Below are 25,964 nucleotides of genomic sequence, written 5' to 3'. Positions count from 1 at the left end.
ACAACCGACCGGTTCGGCGCGGCGGTACGACAGCTAGGAGGCGGTGCAGTGGTTGCCCCGGACGGCCCGAAGATACCGTCTCCCGCACCGGCCAGATCGGTGCTCTTCGGATTACCGCCGGCCGGCCGCCGGCTCCCCGGCGCCGTCCGGGCCGCGGTGGCCTTCGGGGCACCGGCCCTGGTCGCGGTAGCGCTGGGGCACGAACAGCAGGGTCTGATGGCGGCGATGGGTGCCCTGGCGGTGATCTTCGGCGAAGGCCAGGTCTACCGGCGCCGGCTGCGCGTGATCGGCGCGGCCGCGCTGTCGCTGATGCTGGCGGCGTTCGCCGGCGGGCTCACCGGGGAGTTCATCCAGACCCGGCTCGCCGCCGGCGGGTCGCACTGGTGGCAGCTGGCCCTGGTGGTGTTGATGTCGGTGGTCGCGGTGGCGGGCACCTTCGTCAATTCGTCGCTACGCCTCGGCCCGCCGGGCGGGTTCTTCTTCGTTCTCGCCGCCGGTGTCGGCGCACTCATCACCGGACACGGGGTGCCGCCCGGCGAGGTTGCGCTGTGGACTGCCATCGGGGGTCTCAGTGCGCTGATCGTCGGGATGTCGGCCGTGCTCACCCGCGCCGATCCGCCCGAACAGCGGGCGGTGACGGATGCGGTGGCGGCGGTAGACGATTACGCCGCGCTCGATCCCGCCGCCGCAGATACCACAGGCGCCCGCTATGCCACCGCGATGAAAGTGCAGACGGCGTGGGCACTGCTCGACGACGCCCGGCGCACCGGGCCGGGGGCCAACGGCGCGGTCGACGAGCTCCGCCGGGCCCAGCGTGCGTTCGCCACGGCATTGCACCGCAATCACACCGGTGACAACGCTTCCGATCTGCTGTTCGACACCGGCCGGCCCGCCCCGACACCGCGTCCGACGCTGCGGTACCGGCTGCTGCGGTCGGTATCCCCGGACAGCCATGCCGCCGTTTCCGCGAACCGGATCGCGCTCGCCGCGCTGCTGGCCGGCGGGCTGACCGTCGCGCTCGATCTGGGACGCCCCGATTGGGCGGTGGTCACCGTCACGGTGCTGTTGCACCAAGGGCCGGACAGGGTTCGCGGCACCTACCGCGGTGTACACCGTATCGGTGGCACCGCACTGGGATTGGTGCTGTTCGCGGGCCTCTACGCCCTCCAACCGGGCGCCTGGTTGCTGGTGCTGATCCTGATGTCGCTGCAGTTCGCGATCGAAATGCTCGTCGCCCGCAACTACGGGCTGGCCGTCGTGTTCATCACTCCGCTGGCGCTGCTGATGGGTGGCGGCGGACAGTACGGGGATATGTTCCCGGTGGTCCGTGACCGGCTGCTCGAGAGCGCGATCGGTGTGCTGATCGGCCTGGCGGTGCTGTGGTCGATCGACCGCCGCGCGCACCGGCGGGTGCTGTTGCGCAACGATCAACGGGTACTCGAAGTACTCGATCGGCTGCTGCGGCTCATGGCTCTGCCCCCGCCGCAGCGCACCGCTTTACCCGAGGTGCGGCGGGAACTCGAATTCGAGCTGATGGGTTCGACACTCGGCGCCATCGACGCCGCCCACAACGAGCCCGAGTGGACTCGCACGCATTGGACCCGGCACCAGCGCATCCGCCGGCTCGGCCACCAGGTTCTCGCCGCGGATCTGCCCCAGGACACCGCGATCGATCCGAATCGGCTGGACAGGTGGTCCAGCCGTCTTTCGGAGTTGGCGTAGCAGACTCGACGACGCGACTCACGGGTGCGGCAGATCCCGCGAGTTCTCGATCGACTCCGGTCGATCCGCGGCCGAAGCATCGGATATCTCAGGGAACGATCGGTTCCCTGAGCAGCGCATCCAGCTCGACACGGTTACCGTCGACGGTCAGTCCCGCCTCCTCCGGAGTGACCCGGCCCCACAGCAGGAGCGCCAATCCCTCGGCGGTCCCCGAGATCCGCAGCGGTATCTCGTCGATATCGCGGCCTGCACCGCCGAGTACCCAGCCGGGGGCGGGTTCGAGATCCGTGGCCGACAAGGCGAAGGGGGACGGCAGCGGTTCCATCCGCCCGGTACCTACCTGGCGGGGGTAGAAGACCGTGACGACCTCGTCCACGGCGTCCGCCCAGACCGGCGGCACGGCCCGCATCAGGCCGAGCGCGGCCTTACCCGCGATCGCGGCGCGCAGATCGTGCCCGTGTACGAGGGTTTCGTGGACCTGCCGACGATGCCAGAACGATACCGGCCCTTCGCCCATCGGGTCCGGATACGCCAGGATCCGCGCGGTCGCCGCCGGATCCAGTTCGGCGAGGGTTTCGCGCAGTTCCGTGGCGCAGGTGGCGTAGTGGTCGGCGAGGTCGAACGGGCCGTCCCCCAGACGCGCCGCTTTCCGGGCGCGCGCATTCGCAGCCGCCCAGTGGTGCACGAACGCGAGATGTTCCACGAGCTCGCGAACCGTCCATTCGCCGCACGCCGGGACAGTGGCCGCCGGATCGGCATCGGGAATCGAAGCCAGGAACTCGCCCTGGAAATCGGCCAGCAGCAGCGGGAAATCGAGACCGGAATGCGCGCTCATGGCGCCAAGCTACCCCAGGCCTCCGACACTGAGAATCCGCTCGGGCCCGCGGTGGTCGCCCGCGCGGATTCTCCGGCGCCGACCTTACCTGAGCGAACCTCGCCCACTCCTATCGCAACAGCACGGGGTTCGGCAGCGCGAACCTCGCCGAGGCAGATCCCACCGGAGCGAACCTCACTAATTAGTATGAACGCGCGAGGCGGAGAGCCGATACCGGACGCTGGACCGGGTGATCTGATGCCGATGGCAGATGACAATCTATCGTCGGAGCATGGGTTTTCCGGCGGTGAGCTATTTGCCTGCGGAGCTGCCGGCGTGTCTTCGCCGGTTTGTCGCGTCGGTGGTGGCGTACGACGTGCGGATCGGCGAAAGCGGATCTTACGTCGGGCTGCCGTCGACCACATTGACATTGCAGTTGGCCAGCGGAGCGCCGCTGCGGGTGGGATGGGTATCGCAGCCGGAGGAGTCCCGCGCGTTGTGGGGCATTCTCGCTGGACTCCATACCCGGCCCGCCCGCGTCGTGCACGACGGTCGTATGGCGGGCGTGGAGATCGCCTTGACCATCGACGGAGCCAGAACGTTATTCGGTGTTCGTGCCTCTGAACTGGCGGACAGCATTGTCGATCCGGGCGAGGTTAGTCCGGCCTTCGAACTGCTCGTCGAACGGGTGGCGCTCGCGGCCACGCCACGTCAGCGACTCGACCTCGCAGTGCGCGGATTGCTTGCGGCTCTCGAGCCCGAGGCGGCGAGCCCGGGCCGGCCCGAGGTCGGATATGCGCTGGCTCGACTCACCCGGGGAGCCAGAGTCGATGAGATCGCGACCGAGACCGGACTCAGCAGGCGACATCTGGCCGGCCTGGTCAAGGCCGAGTGTGGGCTGACACCCAAGCGCTACCGGGGGGTGGCGCGCTTCGAACGCGCCTACCGGACGATGCTCGAACGGGCCGCCCACGGTGGCCGCCCGGCCTTGGCGGCGATCGCGGCACAGGCAGGCTACGCAGATCAGGCGCACATGACCAACGAATGGAGGCAGATGGCCGGGACCACGCCGTCTGCGTGGCTGCGCACCGAGTTCCCATTGATACAAGACACCCAGGGCGCCTGAGCGAACACTGGCATCCATCGACCCACGAGTGAAGGGAACCCGGGATGTCCGACACCGCAACGAGGCTCTGGCCCACCTTGTCTTTCGAGAACGCCGACACGATGACCGATTGGCTTCAGGCGATCGGCTTCACACCGCTGCGGGTGTTCCGAACCGACGGCGACACCGGCTCGATCATTCACGCCGAACTTCTCTGGCCCGAGGGAGGCGGCGTCATGTACGGCACCCACGACCCCGACAACACGCTCGACGGACGACCGGGGCAGTCCGCGATCTACCTCGTCACCGACGACGTCCCCGGCACGCTCACCAGTGCCGTCGACGCCGGCGCCACCGTCGTCCGCGACGTGGTGGAGGAGGACTTCGGCGGACAAGCCGCCACCGTCCGCGACCCCGAAGGCAACACCTGGACCTTCGGTCGATACCAGCCGATGTAGTCGCCGTCCTTCGGCCCCTCCGCGCCATGTCCCACGGCACCGAGGTCGGCGAAATCGATCAACCTACGTGGACCCGAGGACGAGCAGCGGCACGCCCCCTGGGCAGGTATTGGGCAGTAGTCGCTGAACACGGGCCACCGTGAGGTGCGGCGATCCTGTCGCAGGACAGTGGTTCACCGACCGTCTCCATCGAAATGCCAGGTGGGAGCAGCTGTTGCGCTCGGTGATAGCAAAAAATTGCTGGGCGCAATGGTGTGTGGGAAGACTTACAGCTATGTGCGCGGGTGCTTCGACCAGCACTACCTTCGCTCCGGTAGCAGCTCGAGTCGGAGGGATTTATATGAGGATTCTGGTTACCGGAGCGACCGGAAACATCGGTCGTGGCCTCGTTCACCAGCTGGTCGAAGCCGGGCAGGAGGTGCGGGCCATGACCCGCAGGCCGCAAGCCGCGCGCCTTCCCGCCGCAGTCGATGTGCGGTACGGAGACTTCGAACGACCCGATACCTGGTCCGGCGTGCTGGACGGCGTCGAGCGCGTCTACCTGTTCCCGCACATCTATGACGTCACCACGCCCGGCGGCCACTTCGTCGATCAGGCGGTCCGGGCGGGTGCGCGCCGGTTCGTGGTGCATTCCGCGGCCGCGGCCGGTTTCACAGGCGAGGAGCCTGCCGATCAGAGTCTGACGTATCTGAAAGAACACCTGGCCTTCGAACGGCAGGCCCATCGAGAAGTCGAGCAGTGGGTAGAGGCCACCGGCGCCGAATGGACTCATCTGCGGCCCGGATTGCTGGCAGTCAATGCGCTGGACTGGGCGGAGTCGATCCGGACCGAGCGCGTCGTCCGGGAGCCGTATCCCACATCGGGGTACCCGTGGGTGCACGAGGCCGATATCGCCGAGGTTGCGGTCGCGGCGCTGCTGACCGACGAGCACGTCGGCAACGCCTACACACTCACCGGACCGGCCAAGGTCACTCACGCCGAACAGGTCCAAGCCATCGCCGCCGCGATCGACGACGCCATCCGATTCGAGGAGCTGACTCCCCAACAGGCCCGCACACATTGGGTAGGCAACGGCTACCCGGCCGACTATGTCGATTGGATGCTGGAATCACGGGTCGACTCGATCGACGACAGCGGGTCCGTTCCACCAACCAACACCTTCCAGCAGATCACCGGGCGAGCACCGCGCAGCTTCGCGCAATGGGCCCGTGATCACCGGGCCGACTTCCGGTAACCGTTGGTTCCCTTACCGGAGTAGGAGACATGACAATTCTCGTCACAGGCGCCACCGGAAACATCGGCCGCAAGGTCGTCGAACACCTCGTAGATCTGGGGGCCGATGATATTCGTGCGCTGTCCAACCACCCGGAACGCACCGCGTTCCCACCCGAGGTCGAGGTGGTCGAAGGCTACCTGCGGCGGCCGTCTTCGCTGCCCGCCGCATTCGAGGGCATCGACAGGATGTATCTCGCACCGGCTCACGAAACCATCACCGAGGTAATCGATTCGGCGCGCCGGGCAGGAATCGAGCATATCGTCGACTTGTCCGGCGACGAGACCTCCACATGGCAGCCCATCGCGCAGGCAGTCGAAAAGTCGGGTATCGGCTGGACACACCTGTACGCCTACGAATTCATGGAGAACGCCACCGACTGGGCTGACCAGATTCGCACGACAAACGAAGTGTGCGAACCGTATCCAGACTCCGCGGACGCACCCATCGCCATGGACGATATCGCTCGCGTCGCCGCGACCGTCCTGCTCGGAACCGGGCATCTCGGCGCAACCTACAAGCTCACCGGACCCGAAACCTTCACCAGGGCCCAGCGTCTCCAGTACCTGGCCGAAGCGATCGGCCGCGATCTGTCGTTCGTGACGGTGTCACCGGACGAGTTGATCGCGCGTCTCGAACCGGTAATGGGCGAATACTTCGTGCGATGGTTCGTGGACGGGCTGGCCACCAGAGTCGAACAACCACAGGTTGCTACGAGTACCGTCGCCGACCTCACCGGCCACGCCACCACGTTCGCGTCCTGGGCCGCCGTGAACGTCGGCCTGTTCCGCTGAATCGACCAGTCGCAGGCCGAGCGGAACCCGAGAGCCGGGCGTTCGACCGCCACCTCGTATCCGCTCGGCCACCGGAGGCGGCCACGGCAACCGTCGCAAGGACCGACGCCAAGCCCGGTTCGATCTACCACGCACTCAAACAGATGGCGAAGGAAGGACTTCTCATCGAACACGAGATCGCTCCGAGTGCTGTCGGCGGCCCGCCCCGCGTCGAGTACGAGATCAATGACCAGGGAACCGAGGAGTACTACACGCTGCTACGCGAGGCCCTGAGCTCGCACGAACAGAAGTTCGAAGCACTCACCGCCGGCCTCAGCTTCATCGTCGACCTATCCCGAGCCGAGGCCATCACCCTCCTCGAGCAACGTATCGCGGGGCTCGAGCAATGGCGGTCCGGCGTCACCGAGTACTACAGGCCCGAAGACGGGCCCCGGCAACTCGGTCACATCGGCGAGATCATGAAACTGTGGGTGCACTCGGCCGACGCAGGTGCGCAATGGGGCCAGTAGGCGGCCCGAATCGGCGACCGCGATCCGCCGCCGGTGCGGGTCGCGTAGTTCGCGGGGGCCACGATCCCCAGGCGCAGCACACCCAGCCCCGCACCCGCGTAGACCCGGCGCAGCTCGATCGGCTGCCCCGGCCGGGGCGGCCTGCACACTCGGTGCGACCAACCACGAACTGGTCAGCAGGACACCGAGCACTACCACCCGCACATGGCCGTCGCCGGGCCTGGGAGCCGACGACGCCGCTGGCGAGTTCGAGAAGATATACACCCGAGTCGGCGAACGCTGGCCGGCCGGTGAAGTCGAGCTCGTCCGAGCCCGGATTCAACCGATCGGCAGCCGCGAATCCAGCAGGAACGGCAGCAGGAAATCGCTCAGCAGGGCGCGCTCCTCAGCCTCGTCGGCGGGCGGCAGAGTCAGCAGCGACACCATGATCCGGACAGCCCACCGGCCCAGCCTCTGTGCCGCGGCGGGCGGCAGATCGGGCCGGAACCGGGTGACGAAGGCGGTGACGAGGGCGTCGATCACCGTCGACGAATCCGACAGCCGCGCCACGATTCCCGCGTTGGCCGGTTCGAACCAGACCGCCAGATGGGGAGTCTTGCGGGTTTCGGCCAGGGTGGCGGTAATGCCGTCCAGGAGACGTTCGGCCCGGTCGGGGCCCTCCAATTGCTGATCACGCCAGACTCGTTCGATCAGCTGGGTCGCCTCACGCCCGGCGAAAGCGACATACAACGACTGCCGGCTATCGAAATACCGATAGAGCGTGGCGCGCGAACAGCCTGCGGTCTCGGCGATCTCGGCCATACCGACGGTTCCGGCGCCTTTGCCGATCACCAGGCTCCGGACGGCTTCCAGAATTCGCTCCGCCGCCAGTTCGGTGCGCCCACCGGCGAGCCAGTCACCACTCATACGCCGTCCCGCAACCGAACACCACGAAACACCCGGCCGCCGTCGAACACGCACGACCCCGGCCTGCTCATGCTTCGCCCACCAGGCGAGAACGGCCCGCGCCGGAGCTGGGCGGGCGCCGACCGTGTGGTGACGCTGCGCCGCACCGAACCCGGCTCGCTCAGTCGCCGCCCACCGGGCACGACCGACAGCACTACAGGACGCCGCTTCGCAACTGTCTCGGGGCCCGGCTCGCTCATGCCGCGCACCGGAAAGGAACGCTGGTGGGGCGCCGGACATATGGCCCGGGGGCATAGGTGACGGCATCGATATCCACCTGATACTCCGGGAAGCGGTCGAGCAGTTCCTCCAACGCCACCCGCGCCTGCATCCGGGCGGCCGCCGCACCGAGGCAGTGGTGCGGGCCGTGGCCGAAGGTCATGATCCGTTGCGGATTGCGGTCGATATCCAGTTCCGCCGCGTCGGCACCGAAGGCCTGTTCGTCGCGGTTCGCCGAGCCGTACACCAGTAGTACCTTACGACCCGCCGGGATCGTCCGGCCGTTCAGCTCCACATCCCGCGTCGTGGTTCGGGCCAGCCCCTGGACCGGGGAGGTGAGCCGGGCGAATTCCTCGATCGCCGGCCGGATCTGTTCGGGGTCGGCGGCGAGCGCGGCCCGTTGCTCGGGGTGCTGCTGCAGCAGCTGGACGGCACCGCCCAGGAGTCCGGTGGTGGTGTCGTTTCCGCCGGAAACCATGGTCCAGGTGTAGGCCAGGATCTGCACCAGCCCGTCCACATCGGCATCGTCGGCCGCCATCCCCGCCTGCACCAGCAGCGAGACGGTATCGTCGCCCGGGTCGGTACGCCGCCGTTTGATCAGTTCGGCGAAATAGCCCAGCATCTGCATAGACGCCGCCTGCGCGTCCACGGTGCGCTGAGTACTCGCCGCGACGACGGCATCGGTCCACCCGTCGAACAGCGGCCGATCCTCTTCCGGAACACCCAGGTAATAGGCGACCACCATGGTGGGCAGGGGTTTGAACAGGTCGGTCACGATATCGCCGCCGCCCTGCTCGGCCAGCCGGTCCAGCCGCTGCCGGACGAACCCGCGGACCACGGGTTCCACCTCCGCCACCTGCCGCGGTGTGAAGCCCGCGGCCACCAGTTTGCGGAATTCGGTGTGTTCGGGTGGGTCCTGCATCACCATCGGCGGGTTGGCGGTGAGGTTGATCTTCTCCAGTTCGCCGTACTCCACGGTCAGCCCCTGGCCGGAGGAGAAGGTGGCGACATCGCGCGCTGCCGCGTACACGTGCTCGTGCCGGGTCAGCACCCAGTAGTCGTCGTCCGGCTGCTTCGGTGGAACCACCCGGTGCACCGGATCGTGCTCCCGCAACGCGGCGTACATCGCCCACGGCGACCGCCATGTCTCACCCGAGCGCAACTCGAAATATGCCTCGTCCTGATACGTCTTACCCGTCATGTCGTAACGATAAGACAAAATTAGCATTTTGTCTGACGAATCGGCGAGGGCGCCCACTCGGGAACGCACCACGCCTCTCGGCGGACTGAAGCCCTCCCACCGGCCGGACAGGAGGGGCATAGTTGGGATCGCCCCGAACCAAACCCTGGCCCCGGCGGGCGGCCCACCCATAACCTCGGCGGGCCGCAGCGGCGCAGCCCGGCCGAGGCAGCCGGAAAGTACGCTTGACCGTTCCCGACCCAGACAGAAGGACATCGCGATGACCGATTCCACCCCGCCGCCGAATCCTGCCGACGGCTGGAGCTTCGAGACCAAGCAGATCCACGTGGGCCAGGTTCCCGACGGCACCACCAATGCCCGCGCCCTGCCGATCTACCAGACCACGTCCTACACCTTCCGCGATACCGAGCATGCGGCTGCTCTCTTCGGCCTGGCCGAACCCGGCAATATCTACACCCGGATCATGAATCCCACCCAGGACGCGGTGGAGCAGCGGATCGCGGCGCTCGAAGGCGGCGTCGCCGCACTCGTGCTGTCGTCGGGACAGGCCGCCGAAACCCTGGCGATCCTCAACCTGGCCGGTGCCGGTGACCACATCGTCTCCAGCCCACGGCTCTACGGCGGCACCTACAACCTCTTCCACTACACCCTGCCCAAACTGGGTATCGAGGTGTCGTTCGTCGACGATCCCGACGATCTCGGCCAGTGGCGTGCCGCGATCCGCCCGAATACGAAGGCCCTCTACGGGGAGACGGTGTCCAACCCGCAGAACCACATCTTCGATATCCCGGGTATCGCCGAGGTGGCGCACACCGCCGGTATCCCGCTCATCGTCGACAACACCGTCGCGACCCCGTACCTGATCCAGCCGCTGGCGCACGGCGCCGATATCGTCGTCCACTCGGCGACGAAATATCTGGGCGGCCACGGCGCCGCCATCGCGGGTGCGATCGTCGACGGCGGCACCTTCGACTGGACCGTGCGCTCCGGCGACGAACCCCGCTTCCCCGGATTCACCGAACCGGATCCCAGCTACCACGGCGCCGTATTCGCCGATCTGGGTGCACCGGCGTTCGCGCTCAAAGCCCGGGTCCAGCTGCTGCGCGACCTCGGCCCCGCGGTTGCCCCGTTCAATGCCTTCCTGATCAGCCAGGGCCTGGAAACACTGAGCCTGCGGATGGAACGGCACGTACAGAACGCTCAGGCCGTCGCCGAATTCCTCACCGAACGACCGGAGGTCACCTCGGTGTCGTATGCCGGTCTGCCGTCGTCGCCCTGGTACGAGCGCGGTAAGCAGCTCGCGCCGAAGGGCACCGGCGCGGTGATCTCCTTCGAACTGGCCGCCGGCGTGGACGCGGGGAAGAAATTCGTCGACGCGCTCACCTTGCACAGCCATGTCGCCAATATCGGTGACGTCCGCTCGCTGGTGATCCATCCGGCCTCTACCACACATTCCCAGCTGACACCCGAGGAGCAGATCAGCTCCGGGGTCACGCCCGGCCTGGTGCGACTCGCGGTGGGTATCGAGGGAATCGACGATATCCTCGCCGATCTGCGCGCGGGGTTCGCAGCCGCGGCCGGCTGATCCCGGCCACCCGACTACCGAGAACCCGAGAGCCGGACCTCGCCCACGAGCGGGTCCGGCTCTTTGTTGTGTGAGCCGCTCACATCGGGACGCACGGCGTACCCGACGAATACACATGCAGTACGCAGCGCACGGCCAGGATGATGGCGTCGGCCAGTTCGGCGGGGGTATAGGCGAACGGGTGCATGAACGGTCCTCCGAGTGCAGGGCCGGGATCGTCCCGGCCGGGCGGACATTCTTTGCGTGAAGCCTCCCTTCAGAGTGCGCCCTCGACCCGGTTCGCGCGCCGATTCGCCGGATACAGCTCCACATCGACTTCGCGCGTCACCGCCCGGCAACCCGCACGCCCGCGTACGACCGGACCGTTACCCCACCCCCGGCCGAACCGGGTAGAGACCGGCCGGAGTACCGCGCACTCGTATCCGGATACCTGCCACGCGCCGCGTCCCGAGGCAGGCGGCACCCGCATCCCGAGCAGGCCCCGCACCGGCGTCCGGGGCAGGCCGTTCCTTGTGGCCTGTACCGCAGCCGCTCGGACGCTGCGCAAGGAAGCCGTCAAGGCGCGAACGGGGGGCGTAAAGGACTCGTCAACGGGCGGGGCGCCGGGGGTCGCGGCTCGTAGTTTCGACCCGGTTGGGCAGCCGCAGCCGTTCGGGTTGCGTCGCGCTGCCCTCGGTTTTCGGAATGGAGGCGGACGTGTCGATCCTGGCCTATCTCCTGGTCACGGTCGCGGTATTCGGTGTGCTCGGGTTCGTACAGCGGATGGTGGAGCGACTGTGAACATCGTCAATGCCGTGGGCCTGGCCCTGGCCGTCGTGGTCATCGGATTGATGGTGGCCGCCCTGCTGTTTCCCGAGAGGTTCTGAGTGAGTACAACCATCGCGGGTGTGCTGTTCCTCGGCACACTGGTGGCGGCGCTGGCCGCGGTACATGTGCCGCTGGGGGACTACATGTACCGCGTCTACACCCGCACCACGCATTCCCGCTTCGAACGCAGGGTTTACCGGCTGATCGGCGCCGATCCGGACCGCGAGCAGACGTGGGGCGGTTACGCCCGTAGCGTCCTCGCCTTTTCCGCGGTGAGCGTGGTCTTCCTGTTCGTCCTGCTGGCCGTGCAGCACAAACTGCCGTTGTTCCCGGACGAGACGGCCACCCCGATGACCGCCGCCCTGGCCTGGAACACCGCCGCCAGTTTCGTCACCAACACCAACTGGCAGAACTACTCGGGTGAGTCCACGCTGGGCCCGCTGGCCCAGGCCGCCGGGCTGACCGTGCAGAACTTCGTCTCCGCCGCCGTCGGGATGGCCGTCGCCATGGCCGTCGTCCGCGGCCTGGCACGCTCGCGCGGCGGCACCCTCGGGAACTTCTGGGTAGACCTGGTGCGCGGTACGCTGCGCATTCTGCTGCCCATCTCCACGGTCGCCGCCATAGTGCTGATCGCGGGCGGGGTGATCCAGAACTTCCATCTCAACGACCAGGTGGTCACCACGCTCGGTGGCGTCCAGCAGAACCTGCCCGGCGGTCTCATCGCGAGCCAGGAGGCCATCAAGGATCTCGGGACCAACGGCGGCGGGCCGTTCAACGCGAACTCCGCGCATCCGTTCGAGAACCCCACCGCATGGACCAACTGGGTGGAGATCTTCCTGCTGACCGTGATCGCCTTCTCGCTGCCGCGCACCTTCGGCCGTATGGTCGACAGCCGCAAACAGGGTTACGCGATCGCCGCCGTCATGACGGTGCTCGCACTGGTCAGCGTCGGCCTGGTCAGCGTTTTCCAGCTCCAGCACCACGGCACCGTGCCGGCCGCGGTCGGGGCGTCCATGGAAGGCGTCGAGCAGCGGTTCGGCGTGGCGAATTCGGCGACCTTCGCCGCCGCCACCACACTCACCTCCACGGGTGCGGTGGATTCGATGCACGATTCCTACACAAGCCTCGGCGGCATGATGCTCATGTTCAACATGCAGCTCGGTGAGGTGGCGCCCGGCGGTGTCGGCTCGGGCCTGTACGGCATGCTGGTACTGGCGCTGATCACGGTGTTCGTCGCCGGATTGATGGTCGGGCGCACCCCCGAGTATCTCGGGAAGAAGATCACTCCCCGCGAGATCAAACTGGCCGCCTCCTATTTCCTGGTGACACCGGTGATCGTGCTGACCGGGACCGCGCTGGCCATGGCGATGCCGGGGCAGCGGGCCTCGATCCAGGATTCCGGGCCACACGGCCTGTCGGAGGTGCTGTACGCGTTCACCTCGGCCGGTAACAACAACGGCTCCGCCTTCGCCGGGCTCTCCGGTAATACCGAATGGTTCAACACCGCCCTCGGCCTGGCCATGCTCTTGGGCCGGTTCCTGCCGATGATCCTGGTGCTGGCCCTGGCCGGTTCACTGGCGAAACAGGGCACCACCCCCGCGTCGGCCGGAACGCTACCGACCCATCGGCCGCAATTCGTCGGCCTGGTCGTCGGAGTCACCGTCATCCTGGTCGCTCTCACCTTCCTGCCCGCGCTGGCGCTCGGGCCGCTCGCCGAAGGGTTGCACTGATGTCCGCTCCCACCCTCGAATCCGATCCCGTACCCGCGGCGCCGCAGCCGGCGAAGAGCCGGGTCCGCGGTAGTCTGCTCGATCCGCAGATGCTGTTGACCTCGCTACCGCAGGCGGTGCGCAAACTGGATCCGCGCACCCTGTGGCGTAATCCGGTGATGTTCATCGTCGAGATCGGCGCGGTCTGGGCGACGGTGCTCGCGATCGTCGATCCGAGTTTCTTCGCCTGGGCGATCGTCGTCTGGCTATGGCTCACCGTGGTGTTCGCCAATCTCGCCGAGGCGGTGGCCGAAGGCCGCGGTAAGGCCCAGGCCGATACCCTGCGCCGGGCCAAGGCCGATACCGTCGCCCGCCGGCTGGCCGACTGGTCCCCCGGCGCCGCTGTCACCGAGGAACCCGTTGCGGCGCCGCAATTGCGCCGCGGCGACCATGTCGTCGTCGAGGCCGGTCAGGTGATTCCCGGTGACGGCGATGTGGTGGAAGGTATCGCCTCGGTGGACGAATCCGCCATCACCGGCGAATCCGCCCCGGTGATCCGGGAATCCGGCGGCGACCGGTCCGCGGTCACCGGCGGCACCACGGTGCTGTCGGACCGGATCGTCGTGCGTATCACCCAGGAACCGGGCCAGAGCTTCATCGACAAGATGATCGCGCTGGTGGAAGGTGCGGCGCGGCAGAAGACGCCGAACGAGATCGCGCTCAATATCCTGCTGGCCGCGCTCACGCTGATCTTCGTGGTCGCGGTGGTCACGCTGCAGCCGCTGGCGATCTTCGCCAAGGACAACAACCCCGGGGTGCCGGACAGTCTCGCCCTGGGCAGCTACGGGGTCACCGGGATCGTACTGGTCTCCCTGCTGGTGTGCCTGATCCCGACGACCATCGGCGCCTTGCTGTCGGCCATCGGTATCGCGGGGATGGACCGGCTGGTGCAGCGCAATGTCCTGGCCATGTCCGGGCGGGCCGTCGAGGCCGCGGGCGATGTGAACACGCTGCTGCTGGACAAAACCGGCACGATCACCCTGGGTAACCGGCAGGCCACCCAGTTCGTACCGCTGTCCGGGGTCGGCGAACAGGAGCTGACCGATGCGGCGCAGCTGTCCAGCCTCGCCGACGAAACCCCCGAGGGACGCTCCATCGTGGTGTACGCGAAGGATGCCTACGGGCTGCGCGAACGCACCCCCGGGGAACTCGCGCACGCCGAATGGGTGCCGTTCACCGCCGCCACCCGGATGTCCGGGGTGGATATCGACGGTGTGCAGTTGCGCAAGGGCGCCGCGAATTCGGTGGCCCAATGGATTCGCAGCAGCGGCGGTTCGGTGCCGGCTGAACTCGATACCGTCGTCGACGGAATCTCGGAGGGCGGCGGAACACCGCTCGTCGTCGGCGAGATTCGCGACGGTCGGGCCCGGGTTCTCGGGGTGATCCGCCTCGAGGATGTGGTGAAACAGGGCATGCGCGACCGGTTCGCGGAAATGCGCCGGATGGGCATCCGCACGGTCATGATCACCGGTGACAACCCGCGTACCGCCAAAGCGATCGCCGACGAAGCCGGCGTGGACGATTTCCTGGCCGAGGCCACGCCGGAGGACAAACTGGCGTTGATCCGGCGGGAACAGGAAGGCGGGCGGCTGGTCGCGATGACCGGCGACGGCACCAACGACGCGCCCGCTCTCGCCCAAGCCGATGTCGGAGTCGCGATGAATACCGGTACCTCGGCCGCCAAAGAGGCCGGGAATATGGTCGATCTCGATTCGGATCCGACCAAACTGATCGAAATCGTGGAAATCGGCAAACAGCTGCTCATCACCCGCGGCGCGCTCACCACGTTCTCGATCGCCAACGATATCGCCAAGTACTTCGCGATCATCCCGGCGTTGTTCGTCGGGTTGTTCCCGGGGCTGGATCTGCTGAACATCATGCGGCTGGCCAGTCCGCAGTCGGCGATCCTGTCGGCGGTGATCTTCAACGCGCTGGTGATCGTGGCCCTGATCCCGCTGGCCCTGCGCGGTGTGCAGTACACGCCCGGGAGCGCGGCGAAACTGCTCGGCCGCAACCTGTCGATCTACGGGCTGGGCGGGATTGTCGCGCCGTTCCTCGGAATCAAACTGATCGACCTCATCGTCCAATACCTGCCCGGGATGTCCTGATATGCCTGTCTCCGATCTGATCCGCCAGCATTCCGCCGCGCTGCGGGCGCTGCTGATACTGACCTTGATCACTGGTTTCGCCTACCCCGGGATCGTCTGGGTGGCGGGCCAGCTACCAGGGCTGCACGATAAATCGCACGGTTCGATCGTCGAGGCCGGCGGTCAGGCCGTGGGCAGTTCCCTGCTCGGCCAATCGTTCACCGACGCGAACGGCGACCCGATCGCCTGGTACTTCCAGAGCCGTCCCTCGGCGGCCGGCGACGGTTACGACAGCCTGGCCTCGGGCGGCAGCAATCTGGGCCCGGAGAACATCGTCGACACGCCCGCCGACGCGGCCCTGCTCGCCGCGGGATCCGACCCGGAATCGGCCGGATTCACCCCGAGCCTGCTCACCCAGGTCTGCACCCGCAGCCAAGAGATCGGCCTGCGCGAAGGTGTCGACGGCGGCCGGCCGTTCTGCACACCGGACGGAGTGGGGGCGGTGCTCTCGGTCATGGGGACCTTCACCGCGGACGGCGCGGTGATCCCGGAACGTGTGGTCAGCGTCAACGAACCCTGCCGGCCCGGGGCCACGCGGGTGTTCCGCGCCGAATACCACGGTGTTCCGGTGGAATGCGCACAGTACGGCGAGGACTATTCGACCGGCCGGATCGTGCCGATCGCCGGGAACGCACCCGGCGAGCCGGCGGTTCCCGCGGATGCGGTGACCAGCAGCGGCAGCGGCCTGGATCCGCATATTTCGCCCGCCTACGCCGAAATCCAGGTGAACCGGGTGGCGGCCGCGCGCGGTATCGAACCGGCTGCGGTCCGCGATATCGTCGCGGCGCACACCAGCGGCCGGGTACTCGGTTTCGCCGGGGAGCCCCGGGTCCACGTCCTCGGACTCAACCTCGATCTGGACAGCCGCTACCCCGTGTCCGGCACCGCGAACGGACAGTGATCCGTGCACGGTGACATGATTCGGACGTGACCGCTACACCACACCGCACCCCGGGTGAGCTGCGCATCTATCTCGGTGCGGCCCCCGGGGTCGGTAAAACGTTCGCGATGCTGGGTGAGGCGCATCGGCGCCTGGCGCGCGGCCAGGATGTGGTGGCCGCCGTGGTCGAGACGCACGGCCGCGCGCAGACCGCGGAACTGCTCGAGGGTATCGAGCAGGTGCCCCGGGTCGCGATCTCTTACCGCGGCACGGTGCAGTACGAACTGGATGTGGACGCCGTGCTGGCCCGCCGGCCCGACCTGGTACTGGTGGACGAACTGGCGCACACCAACACCCCCGGCAGCCGCAACCGTAAGCGGTACGAGGATGTTCAGGAACTGCTGGCCGCCGGGATCACCGTGGTGTCCACCGTGAACATCCAGCATCTCGAGGGTCTCAACGATGTGGTCGAGCAGATCACCGGCGTGACCCAGCACGAAACCGTCCCCGACGCGGTGGTGCGCGCCGCCGACCAGATCGAACTGGTCGATATCACTCCGGAAGCACTGCAACGGCGGATCACGCTGGGCAATGTGTACGCGCCGGAGAAGGCCGATGCCGCGCTGGCGCACTACTTCCGGCGCGGCAACCTGACCGCGCTGCGCGAACTCGCCCTGCTGTGGCTGGCCGACCAGGTGGATGCGGCGCTGGCGAAATACCGCGCCGACCACCGGATCACTGCCACCTGGGAAGCCCGGGAACGGGTGGTCGTCGCCGTGACCGGGGGACGCGAATCGGAAACGCTGGTGCGGCGGGCGGGCCGGATCGCCGCGAAATCCAGTGCCGAACTGCTCGTCGTCCATGTCGTCCGCGGTGACGGCCTGACCGGTGTGGCGGCACCGCAGATGGCCGCGGTCCGGAAACTCGCCGCGCACCTCGGCGCGGAACTGCATACAGTCGTCGGCGACGAAGTACCTACCGCACTGCTGGATTTCGCCCGGACGGTCAACGCCACCCAGTTGGTGCTCGGCACGTCCCGCCGGTCACGCTGGGCACGGATGTTCGACGAGGGCATCGGCGCGGAAGTGGTACAGCATTCCGGCAAGATCGACGTACATATGGTCACCCACGAGGCCGCGGGCCGCCGGCACCGGCGGCGACGACCGCGCCCCAAGGCGCGCCGCACCGCGGCCTGGGTCGCCGCATTCGCCGTCCCTTCGGCGATCTCGGCTATCCTGGCCGTCTGGCTCGACCGCTACCTCGATCTGGTGAGCGAAAGCGCGCTGTATTTCGTGGCGGTGCTGGCGGTCGCCTTGTTCGGCGGAGTGCTACCGGCGGTCGCGTCGGCGTTGATCGCCGGTCTACTGCTCAACATCCTGTTCACCGATCCCCGCTACAGCGTCACCATCCAGGAGCCGAACAGTTTCCTACCGGCGGTCCTGCTGCTGGTGGTCGCGGTCGCGGTGGCGGTGCTCGTCGATACCGCCGCGCGACGGGCCGAACAGGCCGGGCAGGCATCCCGGGAAGCCGAACTGCTCACCCTGTTCGCGGGGGCGGTGCTGCGCGGCGCCGACCCGACCGCTCTGCTGGAAAGGTTGTGCCAGACCTACGGTCAGCGGGCGGTGAGTCTGCGTCACCGCGACCGCGGTGCGCTCGCCGCGGTCGGTACGGATCCGCCCGAACGCGCCGACGCGGCCGATACCGCGATCGAGGTCGCCGACGGCGACTATGCGCTGCTGCTGTCCGGCCCGACCCTGCGCGCTCGCGACCGGCGGGTTCTGGAGGCGGTGGCGGGTCAGGCCGTCGGCCTGATCCAGCGGCGCCAGCTCACCGAGGAAGCGCACAAAGCCGCGGCGATCGCCGAGGCCGACCGGTTGCGCCGCGATCTGCTCTCGGCGGTCAGCCACGATCTGCGCACCCCGCTGGCGGCGGTCAAGGCGGCGATCTCGAGCCTGCGTTCCGACGATGTCGAGTTCTCGCCCACGGACCGGGCCGAATTGCTCGCCACGGTGGAGGAATCCGCCGATCAGCTCACGGCGCTGGTCGGTAACCTGCTGGATTCCTCGCGGCTCGCCGCGGGGGTGGTGCGGCCGCGATTGCGGCCCACCTATCTGGACGAGGTGGTGCACCGGTCGCTGGTCAGCGTCGGGGTGAGCCCGCGCGGCGCGCGCCGTGGCGCCCTCGACCGGGTGCGGGTCAGTATCGGGACGACGGTGGTACAGGCCGACCCCGATCTGCTCGAACGTATTCTGGCCAATCTCGTCGACAATGCGCTGCGCTACGGCGGCGAATCGGAGGTGACGATCGATGCCGCGGCGGTGGACGGCCGGATCCTGGTCCGGGTGGTCGACCACGGGCCGGGTCTGCCCGGCGCCGATCCCGAACGGGTTTTCGACCCGTTCCAGCAGCTCGGCGACCGGGACAACACCAGCGGTCTGGGTCTGGGGCTCTCGGTGGTACGCGGATTCGCCGACGCCATGGGCGGTTCGGTGAGCGCCGCGCCCACGCCCGGTGGGGGGCTCACCGTCACCGTCGATCTCGCGGTCGCGGACGGCCGCACCGATACGTCGCCCACGGAGGTTTCGCCATGAAGACCGGAGCACAGCCGGAGCACGGTGCGCAGCAACAGCCCACCGTCCTGGTGGTCGACGACGAACCGCAGATCCTGCGGGCGATGCGCATCAATCTCTCGGTACGGGGCTACGACGTGGTCACCGCGGCCACGGGCGCGGGCGCGCTGCGGGCGGCGACCGAACGCAAACCCGATGTGGTGGTGCTCGATCTCGGCCTTCCCGATATCGACGGGATCGAGGTGCTCGCCGGTCTGCGCGGCTGGACCAAGGTGCCGATCATCGTGCTGTCCGCCCGCACCGATTCGGCGGACAAGGTCGACGCGCTCGACGCCGGCGCCGACGACTACGTGACCAAACCGTTCGGGATGGACGAATTCCTCGCCCGGTTACGCGCGGCGCTGCGCCGGGCCGCGGATGCGGCCGAACCCGACGAACCGGTGGTGGTCACCGATTCGTTCACCGTGGACCTGGCGGCGAAGAAGGTGATCAAGTCGGGCGCCGAAGTCCATCTGACCCCCACGGAATGGGGTGTGCTGGAAATGCTGGTCCGCAATCGCGGGAAGCTCGTCGGCCGGCAGGAACTGCTACGCGAGGTGTGGGGTCCGGCCTACCAGTCCGAAACCCACTACCTACGCGTCTATCTGGCCCAGTTGCGCCGGAAACTGGAGGATGATCCGTCCCATCCCAAACATCTGGTCACCGAGCCCGGGATGGGCCACCGCTTCCGGGAGTGACCGGTCAGGGGGTGACGATCGGGAAGCGCGGGTCGGGTGTGTCCAGCAGGCCCAGGAAGGTCTGCAGGATGCTTTCGTCGCCTTTCATCGTGATCCCGTCGAATCCCTTACCTGCCAAGGCTTGCAGCAGTTCCGGTTTGGTCATGGTGAGGGTGAGATCGGCGGGCCCGGTGGCCGGCGCGTCCGGGGTCGGGGTCCGGTGGGTGAGCGCGCCGTTGGACAGCGTCAGCCGATGTACCAGCTTCTGGTCCGTCACTTCCCAATCCATGCTGAAATCGGCCGATGCGGCGCGCAGGCCGTTGATCCGGACGGCGAGCGAATCCACGATCATGTCCAGGGTCAGCGCGGTCATCATTTCCGGGCTGGCCGAATCGAGGGCGGCCGGACTCGGACCCGTACGCAGTTCCTGCGCGCCGACGAGGAAGAAGTTGCGCCATGTACCGTTCTCGGCGCCGTGGCCGAGCCGCTCGTAGACCTGGGCCAGCGCCTCCTTGGCGCCGTCGTGACCCGGTTCGGCGAATACCGCATGGCACAGCAGTGTGGCCGCAAAGCGCAGATCGCCGTCGTCGGCGTATTGCCGGCCCTTGGCGACGATAGCCTCGATTCCGCCGTAGTCGGCCACATAGCGCTGCGCCTGCTCGACCGGCGGATGCTCCCACAGGTGCGCGGGATTACCGTCGTACCAGCCCATGTACCGCTGGTAGATCGCCTTCACGTTGTGGCTGGTGGAACCGTAGTAGCCGCGGTTGGCCCACAGTTTGTCCAGCGCGGGCGGGAATTCGAACTGTTCGGCGATCTCCGGGCCGGTGTAGCCCTGGTTGGTCAACCGCAATGTCTGGTCGTGCAGGTAGGAGTACATATCCCGTTGACCGGCGATCCAGGCGGTCCAGTTCTCCCGCCCCCATGTCGGCCAATGATGGGAGGCGAACGCGACATCGGCCTTATCGCCGAACCGGGCGATGGCCTCGTCGAGATAACGGGCCCATACGCGTGAGTCACGCACCACCGCACCGCGCAGGGTCAGCACATTGTGCATATTGTGGGTGGCGTTCTCCGCCATACAGAGTGCGCGGCGATCGGGGAACAGGAAGTTCATCTCCGCGGGCGCCTCGGTGCCGGGGGTGAGCTGGAAAACCATCCGCACCCCGTCGATCTCCTCTTCCTGGCCGGTGTGGGTGATATCCACCGTCGGCGGGATGAGGGTGATGGTACCGGTGGAGGTGGTCATCCCGAGGCCGGCCCCGATCTGGCCGTCGGGTGCCTTGTTCAGCACCGCGCCGTACATGAAGATCGCGCGCCGGTTCATCGCATTACCGGCGTAGACGTTCTCGCTCACCGCGTGCTCGAGGAAACCTTCGGGCGCCAGAATCGGTATCGCCGGGTGACCTTCGGGTACCACTCCCCTGGCTCCGCCGAAATGATCAGCGTGCGAATGGGTGTAGATCATGCCTTTCACCGGGCGGTCGCCGCGATGTGCGCGGTACAGGGCCAGTCCGGCGGCCGCCGTCTCCGCGGACAGCAGGGGGTCGATCACGATGATGCCCTCGCGACCCTCGACGAAGGTCATATTCGAAAGGTCCAGATTGCGTACCTGGTAGATCCCCTCGGTGACTTCGAAAAGCCCCTGTTTGTTGCACAGCTTGCCCTGCCGCCACAGGCTCGGGTTCGCAGTGGACGGGCATTCACCGTCGAGGAACCCGTAGGCGCCGATATCCCAGACCACGCGCCCGTCGGCCGCCTGCACCACCGGCGGGTCGAGCTCGGCGATGAATCCGCGGCCGACATTCTCGAAATCGGTGGTGTCGTCGAAATCCACCTGCATGGTCATCGTTACCTCACTCTGCGATGTCTCGGCTGATGAAGCGGTCACGGCGCGGAGGTTCGAGCACCCGCTAGTCCGGTGGTCGACCGGACGGAGGGGGCGCACCGGCGTCGCCCACGCTAGCGGGATCTTCCCCGCGCAGGTATCACCTGCGGTGGGTGAATTCGCCGTCCGGCCTGTCCCGGCCGCGGGAGTGTTGGGAACTCATCCGGCGTGGGTGAAGCGCGGTCCGCCGCCGGCGCAGCAGACTCGAGATATACCGTCAGCCCACTGTTCGGAGGATCCGATGACACCCCAGGACGCACCGAAGCCGGCACTGCTGTCTCGTATCACGGTGAATCAGTGGGTGGCCGCCGTCCTGGTCGTGCTGGCCGTGGTGTTCATCGCCCAGAACCGCAGCCGGGTGGACATCAATTTCCTGCTGGTCACCGTTCGTTCGCCGATGTGGCTGATTCTGCTGATCATGTTCCTCGTCGGCGCCCTCGCGGGTCTGCTGATCAAGCGCCGGTCCCGCCGCTGAGCGCAACGGGCACCGTTCCCGGGGACTGTACCGGTGCGCAGCCTCACCGGCTTCGCATCGTGGGTGCAGTACCCGGGACGCCACCTTGTACCGGTAGATAGAGCGTCACGCTGGTGGTGCCGCCGGTGATGTTCGGCGGCGACCGGCTCACCCGGCTGCCTCAGTGTGCCGGCCCGGTCTCGTCCGAATGCGGCGCTTCGGCTGTCGCGGCGGTGACACTGGCGTAGACCGGAATGCGGTGCGGGCCGGTTTGCGCGGCCGCAAGTTCGTCACCGAACTGTCCGATCGAACGGGCGATCCGGAATTCGATACCGCGATGGGCGAGGCTGTCCCGGAGATCGACCAGCATCGCGGCGGCGGTGACATCGATACCGGGGGAGGTTTCGGCGTCGAGCACCACCAGCCGGGTGTGCGCGGTGCACAGCTGCTCGATCCGGCTCCGCACATGGTCGGCGTTGACGAAGTACAGCCCCGCTTCCACGCGTACCACCAGCTGGTCGGGACGTTGCGCGAGACCGGGATGGCGATGCACGTCCAGCCACAAACCGTCACGGGGTCCGAGGACCGCGATATGCGGCCGGGAGCCGCGATAGACGAGCAGGACGATGGCGACCCCGACCCCGATCAGCAGGCCCGGCAGGGTGTCGAACAGCAGCACACCGAACAGCGCGGCGAGCGCGGCCACGAAATCGGCGCGGGCGACCCGGCCGTAGATATGGCCCAGCCAGTCGGTCCACACACGGTAGAGCCGCCGCAATGCGGCGATATCGACCAGTTCGATCACCGCCGCGATCACCACCGCCGCCAGTGTGGCCTCCGGCAGCTGTTCGAACAGCCCCGTGAGCAATAGCAGCGTCACGACGGTCAGGACCGCCACCACCAAGCCGCTGACCTGGGTCTTCGCACCGGCCGATCCATTGACCGCGGTTTTGGACAAACTGCCGTTGACCACCATCCCGGCAGTGAAACCCGACCCCAGGTTCGCGGCGCCCAACCCGAACAATTCGCGGTTGGGGTCGATTTCGTAGCCGGCTTTCGCGGCATATGTCTTGGCCGCGCCCAGTCCTTCGGCGAATCCGATCAGCAGGACACCGACCGCCGGTCCCAGCAGATCGAGATAGTCGCCGAAGCCCACACCCCCGGGCAGGCCGGGCACGGGCAGGCCCGGGTCGATCTCCCCGACGATCGCCACCCCCTTGTCGTCCAGGTCGAACAGCGCCACCGCCAGGATTCCGGCCAGCACCGCGAGCAATGCGCCCGGAATCAGCGGGAGCCACCGTTTTACGGCGAGTACCAGCAGCAGGCTCAGGCCGCCGATCAACAGCGTGCGCCAGTGGGTATCCCCGAGACCGGTCAGCACGCCCCACAGCTGTTCGAAGAAATCCCCCTCGTGCTTCTCGATACCGAGCAGTTTGGGTACCTGGCCGATGATGATCACCAGCGCCAGCCCGACGATGAAACCTTTCAGCACCGGTTCGGAGATGAACGAGGCGATGAACCCGAGCCGCAGCAGCCCGGCCAGCAGGCCGGCCACACCCGTCGCGATCGCGAGCGCGGTGGTGAGCGCGATATAGCGCCCCTCGTCGGCACCGGCCAGCGGGGCGATCAGCGCGGCCGACAGCGCCGCAGTCGCCGACATCGGGCCCACCACGAGATGCCGGGAACTACCGGCCAGCGCGTACAGGATCAGCGACGGGACCGCCGCGTACAGGCCGACCACCGGCGGAACGCCCGCGATCGTGGCGTAGGCCAGCGCTTCCGGCACCAGCACCGCCCAGACGGTCAGGCCGGCGACGATATCCGGACGCAACCAGCTGCGCCGGTACCCGTGCAGGGAAGGGAACAGCTGTGCGGCGATTTCCCGCATCCGGTGAGGATCGCTGCTTCCGGACGGACGAGTGTGTTCATCGCTCACAACTCACCGTGCCCTTCGCCGAGGAAGTCGGACCGTTGCCCGCACGCACCGGGCGGCCGGGCCGGTGGGCGTGTCAGGTCCGGGGATGCCAGGTGGCGATCGCCCAGATCACCACGACGTTCAAGGCAATGACCAGTGTCGACCACCACGGGTAGTAGGGCAGCCAGAGGAAGTTCGCCAGTATCGAGAGTGCGGCGACGGCGATCGCCAGCACGCGGCCCCAGGTGGTACCCGTCATCAAGCCGAGCGCCGCCACGATCAGGATGGCGCCCAGCACGATATGGATCCAGCCCCAGGTGGTGATATCGAACTCGTAGGTGTAGTCGATACCGACAACGAACAATTCGTCCCGGGCGACCGCGGCGATCCCCTCGAGTACCGAGAGCACGCCGACGGTCAGCAGCAGTATCGACGCGCCGATGGAGGCACCCGCGGCGAAACCCTGCCGCAGCGGGCCGCCCTCGCGGGTCCCGGTGGTGTATTGCGGTGCGGTGGTCATCTCCACTCCTTCCGAGCGCAGTGATTACGTCGACTGTCGCCGTTCGGGGAACGGTCCCGCCTCACCCCGCCGGGGTGAACCCCGCCGCTCCTCCCGGTGCGGGCGGCGGTTCGCCCGCGACCTGTTTCTCGCGCTCCGGGGCACGCTCGCCGATGAGCACGTCCATCCACCTGGTCGATGGGTCGATATCGAGCAGCACAGCCTTCGCCAGGAGCGTGAGCGGTATGGCCAGCAGCGCACCCAATGCACCGAGGACCCATGCCCAGAACACCAGCGACAGAAAAGTGATCGTGACGCTGAGCCCGACCGCGTCACCGACGAATTTGGGCTGGATCACCGACTGCACCACGACGTTGAACACGCAGTAGACGACGATTACCCAGACCATCCGGGTCCATCCGCTGTCCAGCAGGGCCAGTAGCGCGGGCGGCACCAGCCCGATAACGAAACCGATATTCGGGATGTAGTTGGTGATGAACGACAGCAGCGCCCAGAGCAGCGGAAACGGCACCGCGAGCAACCACAGCGCCACACCGTCGAGGACCGCGACGATCAGGCCGAATATCGTGGATACGATCAGGTATTTGCGGGTGCCCGAGGTGAAGGAGCCCAAGGCCCGGGCGATATCGGGGCGCATGCTCCGCAGCACATTCATCCGGCGTCCGATGGACATGCCGTCGAACACCATGAACAGCAGCAGGGTGACCACGAAGACCAGGTTCGAGAACGCGCCCGCCAGGCCGCGCAGCAGATCCTCCAGCAGCACGACCAGTTTGCCCAGGTCGAAGCTGCTCAACGCGTGATCGATCCGTTCCTTGTCGATATCCAAGCGCGCCAGCAGGTCCTGCACCTGCACGAGCAGATCGGCAAACCGCTCGGAGTAATCCGGGAGCGCGGTGGCCAGCTGAGCCGCCGATACCGCCAGCGCCGCGACCAGCCCGAGCAGGATGAGATACACCACCACCAGCGCCGCGAGCATCCCCAGCCAGGCGGGCCGCCCGCTGCGCTGCATCCGCTGCTGGATGGGTTGCACGGCGATCGCCAGCATCAAGGCCAGGAAAACCGGGCCCAGGACACCGGAGAAGGCGCGGGCGCCGGTCACGGCGACCACCGTGGCCGCCGCAACCAGCAGAACGATCAACCCGCGCGGAATAGCCCACTGCCCGGGGGCCGGCGCCGCGGGTTGCGGTGCCGGCGGGGGCGCAGCGGTCACGACATGGCCTTGGCCTTGAGCCGCTCGAACTCTCCTTCGGTGATCGTGCCCTCGGTGAGCAGCCGTTTCGCCTCGGCGATCTGCGCGGCCGGGTTGGTGCCGGCGGTGCGCTGGATGTATTCCTTCTCGGCGGCCTGCACCTGGTGGGCCTCGGTGATCGACCGCTGTGTCATCCCCTTACCGCGGACGATCAGGTAGACGAGCGAGGTCAGTAGCGGCAGCACGATCAGCAGGACCACCCAGATCGCCTTCACCCAGCCGGAGGTCTCCCGGTCCCGGAAGAGGTCGCCGATGATGTAGAACAGCAGCAGCAGGTACGCGATGAACGCGAAGCTCACCACAACCAGCCAGAGTGCTTCCCAAAACGACACGGTCCACCTCGCTTACGTCGGATCCAGTGATCCCCACAGCGGGGATCCGCCCCACGGTATGGCGGTCCGGCCGGTGCACGACTCACCCG

At 67.4% G+C, this 25,964-nt stretch carries 23 protein-coding genes; 15 read left to right on the top strand and 8 right to left on the bottom strand.

The genetic code is table 11. From position 1 onward, the window contains the following. Nucleotides 1-48: 48 nt before the first annotated feature. On the top strand, nucleotides 49-1,722 hold the full coding sequence (locus ACFWPH_RS20485; RefSeq protein ID WP_378753230.1) for an FUSC family protein: 1,674 nt from the start codon (nucleotides 49-51) through the stop codon (nucleotides 1,720-1,722). Between the two features lie 88 nt (nucleotides 1,723-1,810). Here ACFWPH_RS20485 and ACFWPH_RS20480 read toward each other — a convergent pair whose 3' ends face one another. Further along, complete coding sequence (locus tag ACFWPH_RS20480) at nucleotides 1,811-2,557, bottom strand: maleylpyruvate isomerase family mycothiol-dependent enzyme (RefSeq protein WP_378753228.1); 747 nt, start codon at nucleotides 2,555-2,557, stop codon at nucleotides 1,811-1,813. 271 nt (nucleotides 2,558-2,828) lie between these two features. Here ACFWPH_RS20480 and ACFWPH_RS20475 point away from each other — a divergent pair, with 271 nt between their 5' ends. The 5 genes from ACFWPH_RS20475 (at nucleotide 2,829) to ACFWPH_RS20455 (ending at nucleotide 6,675) form a co-directional block, all read left to right on the top strand. After that, complete coding sequence (locus ACFWPH_RS20475; RefSeq protein WP_378753226.1) at nucleotides 2,829-3,662, top strand: helix-turn-helix domain-containing protein; 834 nt, start codon at nucleotides 2,829-2,831, stop codon at nucleotides 3,660-3,662. 44 nt (nucleotides 3,663-3,706) lie between these two features. Beyond that, nucleotides 3,707-4,099 (top strand): VOC family protein, encoded by a 393-nt coding sequence (locus tag ACFWPH_RS20470; RefSeq protein WP_378753224.1) that lies wholly within the window; start codon nucleotides 3,707-3,709, stop codon nucleotides 4,097-4,099. Between the two features lie 340 nt (nucleotides 4,100-4,439). Continuing rightward, nucleotides 4,440-5,333, top strand: a complete 894-nt coding sequence (locus tag ACFWPH_RS20465) for an NAD(P)H-binding protein (protein WP_378753222.1) — start codon at nucleotides 4,440-4,442, stop codon at nucleotides 5,331-5,333. A 29-nt stretch (nucleotides 5,334-5,362) separates the two neighbouring features. Then, nucleotides 5,363-6,166: an NAD(P)H-binding protein gene (locus tag ACFWPH_RS20460; RefSeq protein WP_378753220.1), complete on the top strand. Its 804-nt coding sequence runs from the start codon at nucleotides 5,363-5,365 to the stop codon at nucleotides 6,164-6,166. Continuing rightward, complete coding sequence (locus ACFWPH_RS20455) at nucleotides 6,133-6,675, top strand: PadR family transcriptional regulator (RefSeq protein WP_378753543.1); 543 nt, start codon at nucleotides 6,133-6,135, stop codon at nucleotides 6,673-6,675. The genes ACFWPH_RS20460 and ACFWPH_RS20455 overlap by 34 nt, the downstream gene beginning before the upstream one ends. A gap of 318 nt (nucleotides 6,676-6,993) precedes the next feature. On the opposite strand, the gene ACFWPH_RS20450 is transcribed toward ACFWPH_RS20455, so the two are convergent. Both ACFWPH_RS20450 and ACFWPH_RS20445 read right to left on the bottom strand, forming a co-directional pair. Continuing rightward, on the bottom strand, nucleotides 6,994-7,581 hold the full coding sequence (locus tag ACFWPH_RS20450; RefSeq protein ID WP_378753218.1) for a TetR family transcriptional regulator: 588 nt from the start codon (nucleotides 7,579-7,581) through the stop codon (nucleotides 6,994-6,996). Between the two features lie 235 nt (nucleotides 7,582-7,816). Next, a complete protein-coding gene (locus tag ACFWPH_RS20445) occupies nucleotides 7,817-9,040 on the bottom strand; it encodes a cytochrome P450 (protein ID WP_378753216.1) in 1,224 nt (407 codons plus the stop codon). Between the two features lie 259 nt (nucleotides 9,041-9,299). On the opposite strand from ACFWPH_RS20445, the gene ACFWPH_RS20440 reads away from it, so the two are divergent. The 8 genes from ACFWPH_RS20440 to ACFWPH_RS20405 all read left to right on the top strand — a co-directional run bounded on the left by ACFWPH_RS20440 (nucleotide 9,300) and on the right by ACFWPH_RS20405 (nucleotide 19,535). Continuing rightward, nucleotides 9,300-10,625: a bifunctional o-acetylhomoserine/o-acetylserine sulfhydrylase gene (locus ACFWPH_RS20440; protein ID WP_378753214.1), complete on the top strand. Its 1,326-nt coding sequence runs from the start codon at nucleotides 9,300-9,302 to the stop codon at nucleotides 10,623-10,625. A 633-nt stretch (nucleotides 10,626-11,258) separates the two neighbouring features. After that, nucleotides 11,259-11,405 carry a hypothetical protein gene (locus ACFWPH_RS20435; protein ID WP_378753212.1) on the top strand — a complete coding sequence of 49 codons (147 nt, stop codon included), beginning with the start codon at nucleotides 11,259-11,261 and terminating at the stop codon, nucleotides 11,403-11,405. Further along, entirely contained in the window at nucleotides 11,402-11,491 is a 90-nt protein-coding gene (locus ACFWPH_RS20430) for an ATPase (protein WP_068040000.1), read from the top strand. Before ACFWPH_RS20435 ends, ACFWPH_RS20430 begins: the two co-directional genes overlap by 4 nt. Continuing rightward, nucleotides 11,492-13,162 (top strand): potassium-transporting ATPase subunit KdpA, encoded by a 1,671-nt coding sequence (gene kdpA, locus ACFWPH_RS20425; RefSeq protein WP_378753210.1) that lies wholly within the window; start codon nucleotides 11,492-11,494, stop codon nucleotides 13,160-13,162. Further along, nucleotides 13,162-15,309 carry a potassium-transporting ATPase subunit KdpB gene (kdpB, locus tag ACFWPH_RS20420; RefSeq protein WP_378753208.1) on the top strand — a complete coding sequence of 716 codons (2,148 nt, stop codon included), beginning with the start codon at nucleotides 13,162-13,164 and terminating at the stop codon, nucleotides 15,307-15,309. Before kdpA ends, kdpB begins: the two co-directional genes overlap by 1 nt. Before the next feature lies 1 nt (nucleotide 15,310). After that, nucleotides 15,311-16,249, top strand: coding sequence for a potassium-transporting ATPase subunit C (locus ACFWPH_RS20415; protein WP_378753206.1), 939 nt, complete (start codon nucleotides 15,311-15,313; stop codon nucleotides 16,247-16,249). A gap of 26 nt (nucleotides 16,250-16,275) precedes the next feature. Continuing rightward, a complete protein-coding gene (locus ACFWPH_RS20410) occupies nucleotides 16,276-18,819 on the top strand; it encodes an ATP-binding protein (RefSeq protein WP_378753204.1) in 2,544 nt (847 codons plus the stop codon). After that, nucleotides 18,816-19,535 (top strand): response regulator, encoded by a 720-nt coding sequence (locus ACFWPH_RS20405; RefSeq protein WP_280418038.1) that lies wholly within the window; start codon nucleotides 18,816-18,818, stop codon nucleotides 19,533-19,535. Before ACFWPH_RS20410 ends, ACFWPH_RS20405 begins: the two co-directional genes overlap by 4 nt. Before the next feature lie 4 nt (nucleotides 19,536-19,539). Here ACFWPH_RS20405 and ACFWPH_RS20400 read toward each other — a convergent pair whose 3' ends face one another. Beyond that, complete coding sequence (locus ACFWPH_RS20400; protein ID WP_378753541.1) at nucleotides 19,540-21,357, bottom strand: alkyl/aryl-sulfatase; 1,818 nt, start codon at nucleotides 21,355-21,357, stop codon at nucleotides 19,540-19,542. Between the two features lie 286 nt (nucleotides 21,358-21,643). Between ACFWPH_RS20400 and ACFWPH_RS20395 the strand changes: the two genes are divergently transcribed. Next, nucleotides 21,644-21,877 (top strand): lipopolysaccharide assembly protein LapA domain-containing protein, encoded by a 234-nt coding sequence (locus ACFWPH_RS20395; RefSeq protein ID WP_378753202.1) that lies wholly within the window; start codon nucleotides 21,644-21,646, stop codon nucleotides 21,875-21,877. A 160-nt stretch (nucleotides 21,878-22,037) separates the two neighbouring features. Here ACFWPH_RS20395 and ACFWPH_RS20390 read toward each other — a convergent pair whose 3' ends face one another. From ACFWPH_RS20390 to ACFWPH_RS20375, 4 genes are all read right to left on the bottom strand, one after another. Next, nucleotides 22,038-23,744 (bottom strand): SulP family inorganic anion transporter, encoded by a 1,707-nt coding sequence (locus ACFWPH_RS20390; RefSeq protein ID WP_378753200.1) that lies wholly within the window; start codon nucleotides 23,742-23,744, stop codon nucleotides 22,038-22,040. 121 nt (nucleotides 23,745-23,865) lie between these two features. After that, nucleotides 23,866-24,291 carry a hypothetical protein gene (locus ACFWPH_RS20385; RefSeq protein ID WP_378753198.1) on the bottom strand — a complete coding sequence of 142 codons (426 nt, stop codon included), beginning with the start codon at nucleotides 24,289-24,291 and terminating at the stop codon, nucleotides 23,866-23,868. A gap of 61 nt (nucleotides 24,292-24,352) precedes the next feature. Next, nucleotides 24,353-25,504: an AI-2E family transporter gene (locus ACFWPH_RS20380; protein ID WP_378753196.1), complete on the bottom strand. Its 1,152-nt coding sequence runs from the start codon at nucleotides 25,502-25,504 to the stop codon at nucleotides 24,353-24,355. Further along, nucleotides 25,501-25,875 (bottom strand): PLDc N-terminal domain-containing protein, encoded by a 375-nt coding sequence (locus ACFWPH_RS20375; protein ID WP_033245599.1) that lies wholly within the window; start codon nucleotides 25,873-25,875, stop codon nucleotides 25,501-25,503. Before ACFWPH_RS20375 ends, ACFWPH_RS20380 begins: the two co-directional genes overlap by 4 nt. Between the last annotated feature and the right edge of the window lie 89 nt (nucleotides 25,876-25,964).

The organism is Nocardia sp. NPDC058499 (assembly GCF_042719915.1).
GTDB lineage: Bacteria > Actinomycetota > Actinomycetes > Mycobacteriales > Mycobacteriaceae > Nocardia.
The sequence above is the reverse complement of the archived record's forward strand: the minus strand, read 5'-3'. Positions and strand labels throughout refer to the sequence as shown.